Origin of the sequence: Streptomyces sp. NPDC048603, assembly GCF_043199475.1 — a bacterium.
GTDB lineage: Bacteria > Actinomycetota > Actinomycetes > Streptomycetales > Streptomycetaceae > Streptomyces.
Genome location: NZ_JBICVY010000009.1, coordinates 70380 through 83574, shown reverse-complemented (window position 1 = coordinate 83574; position 13195 = coordinate 70380). Strand labels below are relative to the sequence as shown.

The following is a 13195-nucleotide window of genomic DNA, read 5'->3' as shown; positions in this document are numbered from 1 at the left end:
CAAGGAGAACCGGATGCACAGCACGTTGATCGTGGCCCGCATGGAGCCCCGCTCGGCCCAGGACGTGGCGCGTCTCTTCGGCGAGTTCGACTCCTCGGAGATGCCGCACCGCATGGGAACCCGGCGGCGCCAGCTCTTCTCGTACCGCGGGCTCTACTTCCACCTCCAGGACTTCGACGGGGAGGACGGCGGCGAACGGATCGAGGAGGCCAAGACGGACCCCCGGTTCGCCGGCATCAGCGAGGACCTCAAGCCGTTCATCGGCGCCTACGACCCCGCGACCTGGCGGTCGCCCGCCGACGCCATGGCGGAGCGCTTCTACCACTGGACCGCGCTCTGACCGCGCGGCCCGGCCGGCCGACCACCCCCACACCCTGCAAGAGCGACGAAAGGACAGCCACGCCATGACTGCCCGAGAGTTCACCTTCGACGACCTCAAGCGCATCCTCCGCGAGGGCGCCGGCACCGACGAGGACGTCGACCTGGACGGCGACATCCTGGACACCGAGTTCGAGGCACTGGGCTACGAGTCCCTCGCGATGCTGGAGACCGGCGGCCGGATCGAGCGCGAGTTCGGCATCACCCTGGACGACGACACGGTGACCGACGCGACCACCCCGCGCGCCCTGATCGAGGCCGTCAACGCCCTCCTGGTGCCCGTCCAGGTCGGCTGAGCCACCCCCGACAGCCGCCCCGGCGGCTTTCCGCTGCCCGCCGTGCCCTCCCCCCGCACGGCGGGCAGCGGCGTCCGGCCCGCACACCCCCCCCGCGACGCCGGACCGCAGACGCATCCCACAGAGCAGACGAAGACGAGGACAAGGAGACAAGGATGACCGTGCGCGAGGTCGAGCACGAGATCACCATCGAGGCGCCCGCCACCGAGGTGTACCGCCTGATCGCGGACGTCGAGAACTGGCCGCTCATCTTCCCCCCGTCCGTCTACGTCGAACGACTCGAGGGCGACGGACGCGAGGAGCGCATCCGGATCTGGGCCACCGCGAACGGCGAGGCCAAGGACTGGACCTCGCGCCGCACCCTGGACCCGGAGGCCCTGCGGATCACCTTCAGGCAGGAGCGGTCCGCGCCGCCCGTCGCCGCCATGGGCGGCACCTGGATCATCGAGTCCGCCGGCGACGGCGCCTCACGGGTACGGCTGCTGCACGACTACCGGGCCGAGGGCGACGACCCCGAGAAGCTGGCCTGGATCGACCAGGCGGTCGACCGCAACAGCCGCTCCGAACTGGCCTCCCTGAAGAGCAACGTCGAGCGGGTCAGCTCGGCGGCCGAACTCACGCTCTCCTTCGAGGACAGCGTGACGATCAACGGCTCGGCCAAGGACGTCTACGACTTCATCAACGAGGCCGGGCTGTGGAGCGAGAGGCTCCCGCACGTCAAGGAGGTCCGGCTGACCGAGGACACCCCCGGCCTGCAGGTGCTGCGCATGGACACGCTCACCAAGGACGGATCCGTGCACACCACCGAATCGGTCCGGGTGTGCTTCCCGCACCACCGGATCGCGTACAAGCAGACCACCCTGCCGGCCCTGATGAACCTGCACACCGGCTACTGGCAGCTGGACGAAGGGGACGACGGCGTCACCACAGCCACCTCCCAGCACACGGTGATCCTCAACACCGAGAACATCACCGGGATCCTCGGCGAGGACGCCGGCATCCCGGAGGCCCGCGAGTTCATCCGCAACGCCCTGGGCACCAACAGCCGCGCCACCCTCGGCCACGCCAAGGAGTACGCGGAAGCGCGGCGCTGAGCGATGCCCACCACCGAGAGGGACGGCTCGGACGCCAGGACCCCGGAGGCGGACACGGACGTGATCGTCGTCGGTGCGGGACCCGTCGGGCTGATGCTCGCCGGGGAACTCCGCACCGGCGGCGCCCGGGTGACCGTACTGGAGCAGCTCACCGAACCCACCACCGAGTCCAGGGCGTCCGTGCTGCACGCCCGGACCATGGAGATCCTGCACGAACGGGACCTGCTCGACCGGCTGGGACCGCCGCCGGACGCCGGCCCCGGCCACTTCGGCGGCCTCCCGCTGGACCTGACGGCGGCCGGCCCGAGCCCGTACGCCGGCCAGTGGAAGGCACCGCAGACCCGCGTCGAGGCGGTCCTGCAGGACCGGGCCGTCGGACTGGGCGCCGATCTGCGGCGCGGACACACCGTCACCGGTGTGGTGGACACACCGGACCGGGTGCACGTGGCCGTCGCCGCACCCACCGGGGAGCGGCTCCGGCTGAGCGCCTCGTACCTGGTCGGCTGCGACGGGGAACAGAGCACGGTACGGCGGCTGGCCGGCTTCGGGTTCCCCGGGACCGGCCCCACCAAGGAGCTGCTCCGCGCGGACCTGAGGGGCATCGAGATCCCCGACCGCCGCTTCGAGCGGCACCCGAACGGGGTGGCCAACGCCCGGCGCGGCCCGGACGGGACCACCCGCATCATGGTGCACGCCTACGGCCGTACCCCCGGCGACCGCAGTGACCCCGGCTTCGCCGAGGTCTGCAGGGTCTGGGCGCACGTCACCGGCGAGGACATCAGCGGCGCCGAGGCGGTCTGGATCAACGCCTTCCACAACACCTCCCGGCAGGCGGCCACTTACCGCAAGGGCCGGGTCTTCCTCGCCGGCGACGCCGCGCACGCCCAGCTGCCGGTCGGCGGTCAGGCCCTCAACCTCGGCCTCCAGGACGCTGCCGACCTCGGCCGCAAGCTCGCCGCACGGATCACCGGCCGGGCCGGCGACGCACTGCTCGACACGTACCACTCCGTACGGCATCCGGTGGCGGCCCGGGTGCTCCGCCACATCGAGGCCCAGGCCCACCTGATGTTCGGCGGTCCGGAAACCGAGCCGCTGCGGACCGTGTTCGCGGAGCTGCTGCAGTCCGTGGCCGCCCGGCGCCACCTCGCCGGCGTGGTCAGCGGCCTGGACAGCCCGTGGCCCGGCCACCCCGGCCCCGGCCACGACGAAGCCGGCCGCCACGGGCCCGGCCAGGACCCGTCCGGCCGGCGCGAGGGCGGCGCACCCGGCGACCACCGCATCACCCCTCACCCCACCACGCACAGGAGGACCACCATGGGGAACCTCGCGGGCAAGACCGCGCTCGTCACCGGCTCCACCCGAGGCATCGGACGTGCGACGGCGCTCCGGCTGGCCCGCGAGGGCGCGCTGGTCGCGGTGCACTGCTCGGGCAACCGCGAGGCGGCCGACGAGACCGTGGCCGCCATCGAGAAGGAAGGCGGCCGGGCCTTCCCCGTACTGGCCGAACTGGGCGTCCCCGGCGACGTCCACGAGCTCTTCCTGGGCCTCGAAGCGGGCCTGAAGGAGCGCACCGGTGACACCACCCTCGACATCCTGGTGAACAACGCCGGGGTGATGGGCGGCATCGCCCCCGAGGAGACCACCCCGGAGCAGTTCGACCGGCTCTTCGCCGTCAATGCCAAGGCACCGTTCTTCCTTGTGCAGCGGGCCCTGCGCCTCATGCCCGACGGCGGACGCATCATCAACATCTCCTCCGGGCTCACCCGCGTCGCCAACCCGATGGAAGTGGCGTACGCGATGACCAAGGGCGCCGTCGACCAGCTCACCCTCCACTACGCCAAGCACCTCGGCCCCCGGAACATCACCGTCAACAGCGTCGGCCCCGGCATCACCAACAACGGGTCCCCGATCTTCGACAACGCGGAGGCGGTCGCCCAGATGGCCGGCTACTCGGCCTTCAACCGGGTCGGGGAGGCCAGGGACGTGGCCGACGTCGTGGCCTTCCTCGCCGGCGACGACTCCCGCTGGATCACCGGTGCCTACCTGGACGCCAGCGGCGGCACCCTGCTCGGCGGCTGAACCCACGGCGGACGACGAACCGATGACGAAGCTCACCACCCGCCCCGGCACGACCCGCGCCGGGACCACCCGCCCCGGCACTTCCCGCCCCGGCAATTCCCGTCACCGGGCGCTCCTGCTGGTCCTGGCCGGGAACATGCTCATCGACGCCCTGGAGGTGTCGGTGCTGCTGGTCGCGCTGCCCGCCATCGGCGGCGATCTCGGCCTGTCCCCCTGGAACACCCAGTGGGTGATGAGCGGATTCGCGCTGGGGTTCGCGGCGCTGCTGCTCCTGGGCCCCAGGATCACCGCCCGGTGGGGGCGGCGCCGCGTCTACCTCGCGGCACTGCTCGTCTTCGTGCTCGCCTCGGCGGCCGGCGGGCTGGCCGACGGCCCGGCCGTGCTGGTGCTGACCCGCGTGGTCAAGGGCATGTGCGCCGCACTCACCGCCCCCACCGGACTCGCGATCATCAGCACCGCGTTCCGCGAAGGGGACGAGCAGCGCCGCGCCGTGTCCGTCTACTCCCTCTTCGGGGCGGCCGGGTTCACCGCCGGTCTGCTGGCCTCCGGCGTCCTCACCGGGCTGAGCTGGCGCTGGGACCTCGTCCTCCCGGCGCCGGCCGCCCTGGTCCTGCTGGTGTTCGCCGTCCGGCTCATCCCGGACGGCCGTGACCCCGGGGGCCGTGACCCCGGGGGCCGTGACCCCGGAGGCAGTGACCCCGGAGGCCGTGACCCCGGAGGCCGTGCGGCCCTCCTGCGCAACGGCGCGTTCGTTCGCTCCGCCGTCTGCGCGGCCTGCCTCAACGGCACCTACCTCGGCTTGCTCCTCCTCGTCACCTTCCAGCTCCACAACGAACGCGGCTGGAACTCCTGGCAGACGGCGCTCGCCCTGCTGCCGGCCTGTCTGCCGCTGGCGGTCTCGCTGCCCCACGCCCCCCGCATGGTCGCCCGCTTCGGCACCGACCGGCTGATCACGGCCGGCATGCTCGCCGCGGCCCTCGGCTGCGCCGTGCACACCCTCCTCGGCACGCCCCGCGCGTACGCCACCGGGGTGCTGCCGGCCCTGCTGCTCGTCGAGGCCGGCTTCGTGCTGTCCTTCGCCGCCCTGAACATGCAGGCCACCTCCGGGATCCCGGCCGCGCGGCGGGGCCGGGCGGTGCCGGTCTACCAGACCGCCGTCCAGCTCGGCGCCGCGGCCGTCCTGCCCGTCGTCGCGGCACTGCTCGGCGCCGACGGCACCGCCTACCGGCCCGCGCTGCTCCTGCTCACCTCGGTCTCAGCCGTCAGCCTGCTCGTCGCCCTCACCGGAGCCCGTGCGGGCCGGGGCGCCACCTGACGAACGACGAACGGAGACGTTCCCTTGCGCGTCCTCTTCACCCTCTTCCCGTCGACGGCCCACCTCTACCCCGTCATCCCGCTCGCCTGGGCGCTGCAGAGCGCCGGGCACGAGGTCGTCGTGGCCACCCACGAAGGCGCCGTCGAACCGGACCTCATCGGGAACATCACCGCCGCCGGTCTCACCGCCCTGTCCCTCGGCTCCAAGGACGAACTGCCCGCGGCACTGCGCCCCCACAGCGGCGACGTCAAGCCGGACCGGCCCACGCTGGCGCTCGACCCGGAGGACCCGGACGAGAACGCCTGGCGGGTCACCCGCGGCATCCTCGGCGGCCTGTTCTCCCTGTACTACCCGGTGGATCCGGGCCCCGACGGACGACGGCCGGTCGTCGACAACCTCGTCGACTTCGCCCGCGCCTGGCGCCCGGACCTCGTCCTGTGGGACCCCCTCGCCCTGCACGGACCGATCGCGGCACGCGCCTGCGGTGCCGCGCACGCCCGGGTGCTGTGGGGTGCCGACAACATCGCCCTGATCCGCTCCCGCAGCCGCGCCGAAGCGGCCGAAGCGGCCGACGGCCCGTCCGGGGACCCGTGGGTGGCCTGGCTGGAGCCGCTGCTGGAGCGCTACGGCCTGGAGTACTCCGAGGAGATGCTGCTCGGCCGGTTCAGCCTGGACCTGACCCCGTCCCGGATGGGCCGCCGGCAGGACCTGACGTACGTACCGGTGCGCCGCGTCCCGTACAACGGCGCGACCGCGCTGCCCCGGTGGCTGCACACGCCGCCGGAGCGCCCGCGCGCCGTGCTCACCCTGGGCATGAGCCGCCGCAAGATCTTCGGCAAGTACAGCGGCTTCCCCCTGCGCGAGTTCTTCGACTCCGTGGCCGACCTCGACCTGGAGCTCGTCGCCACCCTGAACGGCGAGCAGCTCGCCGCCGTCGGCACGGTCCCGGACAACGTCCGCACCGTCGAGTACGTGCCGCTCAACCAGCTGCTGCCCAGCAGCTCGGCGATCATCCACCACGGCGGCGGGGGCACCTTCGCCGCGGCCGTCGCCTTCCGGGTGCCGCAGCTGGTGGTCCCGCTGCCGATGTGGGACGAGATGGTCACCGCCCGGTACGTGGTCAGCCGCGGCGCCGGCCTGTCCATCCCGCCGGACGGCTTCGACGTCACCACGGCGCACCGGGAGCTGGTCCGGCTGCTGGAGGAGCCCGTCTTCCGCGACGGCGCCCGCGCGCTCCACGAGGACATGCTCGCCGCCCCCGCGCCCAAGGACATCGTCCCCCTCCTGGAACGCCTCACCGCCGAACACCGTGGCTGACCCGGCCCCCGGTGTGGGCCCGGACGGAGTCCGGGGGAGGTGGGCACACCGGGACACCCCGCCCGGCAACCGCACCCCGCCCGCGCATCCCGGGCCGCACGGCCACTTCCCACGGCAATTCCGCACGGCCCCGAAAGGACCCCTGTCAGATGCGCGTACTCGTGATCTCCACCCCGTCACCGACGCACTTGATGCCCCTGGTCCCCCTGGCCTGGGCACTGCGCGCGGCGGGCCACGAGGTGACGGTCCTCGGCCAGCCCGACGTACTCGGCGTCGTACGGGCAGCCGGACTCACCGCGACCTGCGTGGGCGAGGACTTCGACGGCGACGCCATGCTGCTGCGCGGCCTCCCCGCGGACCAGCGGCCGCTGCAGGCCAGACCGCGGCCCGCCCCCCACACCGTCGGCGGCTACGGCAAGGTCTGGATGGCGCATGCCGTCTCGGTGCTCGACCAGTACATCGACCACGCCCGCGCCTTCCGGCCCCAGCTGATCCTTGCCGACCCGCTGGAGTACTGCTCCCTGGTCATCGGAGCCCTGCTCGACGTCCCCGTCGTGCACCACCGGTGGGCCGTGGACGCCATCTCGGGGCCGGCGCGCCGGACGGTCCGGCCCGATGCCGGCGAGCTGTGCGCGGCCCTCGGCCTGCCCGGCCTGCCCGACCCGACCCTGCTGCTGGACCCGTGCCCGCCCGCCCTGCAGCTGCCCGGCGCCGAACCGGGACGGCCCATCCGGTACGTGCCGTTCGGCGGCGGCGCCCGGACGCCGGGCTGGCTCCGGGAGGAGAGCCTCTCGGGCCGCCCGGCGGGGATGCGCAGGGTGGCCGTCTCCCTCGGCAACACCCTCGCCCTGCACGGCGTCCCCTTCACCCGAGGGCTGCTGTACGCGCTCGGGGGGATCCCCGGCACGGAGATCCTCGCGACCGTCGGCGAGCCGTACCGGACGGAGATCGGACCGCTGCCCGAACGCGTACGCCTGATCGACCCGCTGCCGCTGCACCTGTTCCTCGACACCTGCGACGTGATGGTCCACCACGGCGGCGCCGGCACCGCGATGACCGCCACCGCCTTCGGACTGCCCCAGCTCGTCCTGCCGCAGCTCGCCGACCACTTCCCCGTCGCCGACCGGCTCGCCGCGACCGGCGCGGGCCTGCGCCACGACACGGCCGCCGAGCAGGACGACCCGGCGCTGATCCGGGAAGCGCTGGACGAACTGCTGTCGAACCCCGGCCACCGGGAGGCCGCGCGCGCACTCGCCGCGGACATGCACCGGATGCCGCCGCCCGCCCGCGTCGCGGCGGACCTCGAGGAACTGGCCGGAAAGGCGGAGTGACGGTGCGCATCGAGGAAATGAGCATCCCCGGCACGTACCTGATCACCCCCCGCCACCTGCGCGACGAGCGCGGCTCGTTCTACGAGGCCCTGCGCACCGACGAACTGGAGCGGGTCGCCGGAATCCCCTTCCAGCCCCGGCAGATCAACTACTCGGTGTCCAAGCGGCACACGCTGCGCGGCATCCACAGCGTCAGCATCCCGCCAGGCCAGGCCAAGCTCGTCACCTGCGTCCGCGGCGCCCTCCGCGACATCGTCGTGGACCTGCGCGTCGGCTCCCCCACCTTCGGCCGCCACCAGGTCAGCGAACTCGACGCGGCCTCGGGCCGCTCCGTGTACGTGCCCGAGGGCGTCGGGCACGGATTCCTCGCGCTCACCGACGACGCCTGCATCTGCTACGTGGTCTCCAGCACCTTCGTGCCCGGCACCCAGATCGACATCAACCCGCTGGACCCCGACCTCGACCTGCCCTGGAACTGCCCGTCCGAGCCGCTGATCTCGGAGAAGGACGCGAACGCCCCCAGCGTGGCCGAGGCCCTGGCGGCCGGAATCCTCTCCGGATTCCCGCGCGCGTGAGCAGCCGCACCCGCGCCATGAAGCGGCCCCGCCATGACGCCGCCCCCCGCCATGACGCCGCCCCCCGCCCCATGACCACCCGTACCCGAACCCGCGTATCCGAAAGGGCAGCGAGACCGTGAGGATCCTGTTCGTCGCCGCCGGAAGCCCGGCCACCGTATTCGCCCTGGCACCGCTGGCCACCGCCGCCCGCAACGCCGGCCACCAGGTCGTCATGGCCGCCAACGAGGACATGACCCCCGTCATCACCGGAGTGGGGCTGTCCGCGGTCGCCACCACCGGCCGGCCGATCCGGCACTTCATCACCACCGACCGGGACGGCAACCCCGAGTCGATCCCCACCGACCCCGTCGAGCAGGCCCTGTTCACCGGACGCTGGTTCGCCCGCATGGCCGCCGAGACCCTCCCGCGCATGCTGGAGTTCTGCCGCTCCTGGCGGCCGGACGTCGTCGTCGGCGGCACCATGTGCTACGTCGCCCCGCTGCTCGCCCTCCACCTGGGCGTACCCCACGTCCGGCAGGCCTGGGACGCCATCGACGCCGACGGCATCCACCCCGGCGCCGACGCCGAACTCCGCCCGGAACTCACCGCACTGGGCCTGGACAGGCTGCCGGACCCGGACCTGTTCATCGACATCTGCCCGCCGAGCCTGCGCCCGGCGCACGCCGCGCCCGCCCGGATGATGCGCCACGTCCCGGTGAACAAGCAGCGCCGGCTGGAACCCTGGATGTACGGCCGGGGGGACCGCCCCCGGGTCCTGGTGACCTCGGGCAGCCGGGTCGCCAGGGAGAGCTACGACAGGAACTTCGAGTTCCTGCGCGGGCTCGCCAAGGACGTCGCCGCCTGGGACGTGGAACTGATCGTCGCCGCGCCCGACGAAGTGGCCGACGCCCTCCGCGCCGAACTTCCCGAGGTCCGGGCCGGCTGGGTGCCGCTGGACTTCGTCGCGCGCACCTGCGACGTACTCATCCACCACGCGGGCGGCGTCAGCACCCTGACCGGGCTCGACGCGGGCGTACCCCAGCTGCTCATCCCCAAGGGCTCGGTCCTGGAGGTCCCGGCCCGCCGGGTCGCCGACCAAGGGGCGGCGATCACCCTGCTGCCCGGCGAGGACACGGCCGAGCGGATCGCGGACTCCTGCCGGACCCTGCTGTCCGACGGCAGCTACCGGGAACGGGCCCGCGCACTCTCCCGCGAGATCGCGGACATGCCCGCGCCCGCCACCCTGGTCACCGCCCTGGAGGACCTCGCCGCAGCACCGGGAGCCGGCCGTGCGCACTCCTGACCGGCGGGACCCGGCCGGACTCTCCGTCGTCGTCCTCGGCGGCGCGGGCTTCCTCGGCCGCCACATCGCAGAGGCGTTCACCGCGGCCGGAGCCACCGTTCACCCGGTGTCCCGCAGCGGACCGCACGGCCTCGACCTGCTGGCCGCTCCGACGCCGGACATCACCGCCTTCCTCGCCCGCACCCGCGCGGACGTGGTGGTCAACGCGGCCGGCCGGGCCTGGCGGGCCGACGAGGCCCAGATGGCCGCCGGCAACCACGCGCTCGTCGACCGCGTCGTCACCGCCCTCGCCGCCCTCCCGGACGCCCGGCCCCGGCTGATCCAGCTCGGCAGCGTCCACGAATACGGTGCGGGCGCCCCCGGTGCCCCCACCCCCGAGGACCACGAGCCCGCCCCGGTCACCCCGTACGGGCGCACCAAACTGCTGGGCACCCGGGCCGTGCTGAGCGCCGCCCGCGACCGCGGCCTGGACGGCGTGGTCCTCCGGCTCGCCAACGTCATCGGCCCCGGGGTCCCCGAGGGCAGCCTCTTCGGCAAGGTCGCCGCCCACCTCGGCGGGGCCGCCCGGGCGCTCGCCCGCGGCGAACGGGCCGACCCGCTCCGCCTCCCCCCGCTGCGCGCGGCCCGCGACCTGGTGGACACGGCCGACGCCGTGGACGCCGTACTGGCCGCCGCCACCGCCGGGGCCGGGGTCGCCGGCCGGGTCATCAACGTGGGCCGCGGCGAGGCCGTCCCGATGCGGCAGCTGATCGACCGGATGGTCGCCCTCAGCGGCCTGCCGGTCCCGGTGACCGAGGAGGCGGCGGCACCCGCGCACCGCACCGACGTGGACCGGCAGTGCCTGGACGTCTCCCTGGCCGGCCGCCTCCTGGGCTGGCGGCCCCGGCGCGACCTCGACGCATCCCTCCGCGACCTGCTCGCGGCGGTGGTCCCGCAGCCCGGCACGGCTGCCTGAGCAGTCACCGGCACCGCCGCCCGAGCAGTCACCTTCCTCCCGAGAGCAGGACGACGCATGGACATTGTGGGAAACGGATTTCTGGCCCGGAACCTGCGCCCCCTGGCCCAGAGCCACCCCGACACCGTGGCACTGGCGGCCGGGGTCTCCTGGGCGAGCGGCACCTCCGACGCCGACTTCGCCCGGGAAGCCGCGCTGGTCCGGGACACCGCCCGGCGCTGCCGGGCCGACGGCCGGCGGCTGCTGTTCTTCTCGACCGCCGCCACCGGCATGTACGGCCTGGCCGAAGGCCCCGGCCGCGAGGACACCCCGGTCACGCCCTGCACCCCGTACGGCGCGCACAAGGTCCTGCTGGAGGAGCGGCTGCGCGACTCCGGCGCCGACCACCTGATCCTGCGCCTGGGCCACCTCGTCGGCCCGGACCAGCCGGACCACCAGCTGCTGCCCACCCTCGTACGGCAGTTGCGCCGCGGCGTCGTGAGCATCCACCGGGGCGCGGCCCGCGACCTCATCGACGTCGCCGACGTGGTCACCGTCGTCGACCGGCTGCTCGCGCTGGGCCTGCGCACGGAAACGGTCAACGTGGCCTCCGGCCACGCCGTTCCCGTCGAGGAGATCGTCGACCACCTGCGCCTCCGCCTCGGCCTGGAGGCGCGCTACGAGTACCAGGACGCGGGCGGCCGGCACACCATCTCCATCGAGAAGCTGCGCACCCTCGTCCCGCAGGTCGAGGCCATGGGATTCGGCCCGGCCTACTACCGCCGCATCCTCGACGACTTCACGGCAGTCGGCGTCTGAAGCCCCAGGAACGCGCAGGTGTGCAAGGCCCCTGTCAGGTCGACGTCAAGCCCGGACCGGTGCCCGGCGGAGCCTGGTTGGCTGAAAGCCGCGCCCGGCACACGTGCGTCACGGCACATCCCCTCCGGAATTCACACGAACAGGCAGGTGCTCCACATGGTTTCGCGACGCAGGTTTCTGGGCTCCGCGGTAGCGGTCGCAGGTGCCACGGCGGGCTTCTCCGGCCTGTCGCTCCCCACGGCCGCCCACGCCGTCGAGGAGGCGCCCGCACCGGCGGTCATTGTCAGACCAGGTGACGCCCGCTACACCGAGCTCGCCGAGCGCGGCCACAACAGCCGCTTCCACGCCACCCCCGACGAGATATGGCTGGTGCACTGCGCCGCCCACGTCGAGAAGGCGGTCAGCCAGGCGATCACCAGGAACCAGCGCATCACCGTCCGCAGCGGCGGCCACTGCTTCGACGGCCTGGTCGACGACCCGCAGTTCCGCATCCTCGTCGACACCTCGGAGATGAAGGGCATCTCCTTCGACCCCGCGATGAACGCCTTCGCCGTCCAGGCCGGCGCCCGCCTCGGTGAGGTGTACAAGGCCCTCTACGAAGGCTGGGGCGTCACCGTCCCCGGCGGTGTCTGCCCGGAGGTCGGCGTGGCGGGCCACGTCACCGGCGGGGGCTACGGCCCGCTGTCCCGCCGGTACGGCCTCTCCTCGGACCACCTGTACGCCATAGAGGTGGTCGTCGCCGACCGCGGCCGGGCCCGGACCATCGTCGCCACCCGGCGCGACAACGACCCGCACCGCGAGCTGTGGTGGGCGCACACCGGTGGCGGCGGCGGCCAGTTCGGCATCGTCACGAAGTTCTGGTTCCGCACCCCCGGAGCCGGTGGCGGCCCCTCCTCGCTGCTCCCCAAGCCGCCCGCACGGGTCCGCAAGACCGTGGTGTCCTGGCCCTGGGCGCAGCTCAACGAGGCCACCTTCACCCGCCTGGTGCAGAACCACGGAGCCTGGCACGCGGCGAACAGCGGACCCGACTCCGTGTACGCCACCATGCACAGCTCGCTCCAGCTGAACTCCTCGATCGTGGGCACGGTCAAGCTGGAGATCCGCATGGATTCGACCCTGCCCGACACCCCGCGGCTGCACGACGACTACATCCGCGCGGTCAACGCCGGCGTCGGCATCGAGCCGACCGTCGACATCAAGGAGGGCAGCTGGCTGGAGATCGCCCTCGATCCGACCCCGAGCTACGGCCCGTACACCCGCCACAAGTCGATGGGCGGCCACCTGCGCAAGCCGCTCACCACGACCCAGATCGGCGCGGTCCACCGCGCCCTCACCGACCAGAGCCACCAGGGCGTCGGACTGGTGTACCTGGCGGCCTACGGCTGCAGGATCAACACTGTCGCGTCCTCCGCCACGGCGATTCCGCAGCGCGACTCCATCTTCAAGCTCTGGTACTCGAACAACTGGCCCGATCCGGCCCAGGACGAGACCGAGGTCAACTGGATCCGCAACCTGCGGAAGGCCGTCCACGCCGCCACCGGAGGCTTCCCCGTCCCCAACGACCAGCAGGACGGCGGCTACATCAACTACCCCGACGTGGACATGAAGGACCCGTACCAGAACGCCTCCGGCGTGCCCTGGTACACGCTCCTCTACAAGGGCAACCACCCCCGGCTGCAGCAGGTCAAGAACACCTACGACCCCCAGAACGTCTTCCGGCACGGCCTGTCCCTGAACCCTTCCTGACCGGCCCGCCGAAAGCCGCCGAAAGC

Annotated in this window: 12 protein-coding genes; all 12 read left to right on the top strand. The window is 73.1% G+C overall.

Going from position 1 to position 13195, the window contains the following annotated elements; translation table 11 throughout:
• Positions 1-13: 13 nt before the first annotated feature.
• Positions 14-340: a TcmI family type II polyketide cyclase gene (locus tag ACGFQ9_RS23090; RefSeq protein WP_393576129.1), complete on the top strand. Its 327-nt coding sequence runs from the start codon at positions 14-16 to the stop codon at positions 338-340.
• 64 nt (positions 341-404) lie between these two features.
• Positions 405-674 (top strand): phosphopantetheine-binding protein, encoded by a 270-nt coding sequence (locus tag ACGFQ9_RS23085; protein WP_393576127.1) that lies wholly within the window; start codon positions 405-407, stop codon positions 672-674.
• Positions 675-829: 155 nt separating this feature from the next.
• A complete protein-coding gene (locus ACGFQ9_RS23080; RefSeq protein WP_393576125.1) occupies positions 830-1768 on the top strand; it encodes an aromatase/cyclase in 939 nt (312 codons plus the stop codon).
• 3 nt (positions 1769-1771) lie between these two features.
• Entirely contained in the window at positions 1772-3847 is a 2076-nt protein-coding gene (locus ACGFQ9_RS23075; RefSeq protein ID WP_393576124.1) for an SDR family oxidoreductase, read from the top strand.
• A gap of 22 nt (positions 3848-3869) precedes the next feature.
• A complete protein-coding gene (locus ACGFQ9_RS23070; protein WP_393576123.1) occupies positions 3870-5162 on the top strand; it encodes an MFS transporter in 1293 nt (430 codons plus the stop codon).
• Positions 5163-5186: 24 nt separating this feature from the next.
• Positions 5187-6479 (top strand): activator-dependent family glycosyltransferase, encoded by a 1293-nt coding sequence (locus ACGFQ9_RS23065; RefSeq protein WP_393576121.1) that lies wholly within the window; start codon positions 5187-5189, stop codon positions 6477-6479.
• Positions 6480-6628: 149 nt separating this feature from the next.
• Positions 6629-7810, top strand: coding sequence for a nucleotide disphospho-sugar-binding domain-containing protein (locus tag ACGFQ9_RS23060; protein WP_393576120.1), 1182 nt, complete (start codon positions 6629-6631; stop codon positions 7808-7810).
• 2 nt (positions 7811-7812) lie between these two features.
• Entirely contained in the window at positions 7813-8385 is a 573-nt protein-coding gene (locus tag ACGFQ9_RS23055) for a dTDP-4-dehydrorhamnose 3,5-epimerase family protein (RefSeq protein ID WP_393576118.1), read from the top strand.
• A gap of 118 nt (positions 8386-8503) precedes the next feature.
• Positions 8504-9670: a glycosyltransferase gene (locus tag ACGFQ9_RS23050; RefSeq protein ID WP_393576117.1), complete on the top strand. Its 1167-nt coding sequence runs from the start codon at positions 8504-8506 to the stop codon at positions 9668-9670.
• Complete coding sequence (locus ACGFQ9_RS23045) at positions 9657-10625, top strand: NAD-dependent epimerase/dehydratase family protein (protein ID WP_393576116.1); 969 nt, start codon at positions 9657-9659, stop codon at positions 10623-10625. The genes ACGFQ9_RS23050 and ACGFQ9_RS23045 overlap by 14 nt, the downstream gene beginning before the upstream one ends.
• 57 nt (positions 10626-10682) lie before the next feature.
• Complete coding sequence (locus tag ACGFQ9_RS23040) at positions 10683-11423, top strand: NAD-dependent epimerase/dehydratase family protein (RefSeq protein ID WP_393576115.1); 741 nt, start codon at positions 10683-10685, stop codon at positions 11421-11423.
• A 156-nt stretch (positions 11424-11579) separates the two neighbouring features.
• Positions 11580-13169 carry an FAD-binding oxidoreductase gene (locus tag ACGFQ9_RS23035; protein ID WP_393576114.1) on the top strand — a complete coding sequence of 530 codons (1590 nt, stop codon included), beginning with the start codon at positions 11580-11582 and terminating at the stop codon, positions 13167-13169.
• The last annotated feature ends 26 nt before the right edge of the window (positions 13170-13195 follow it).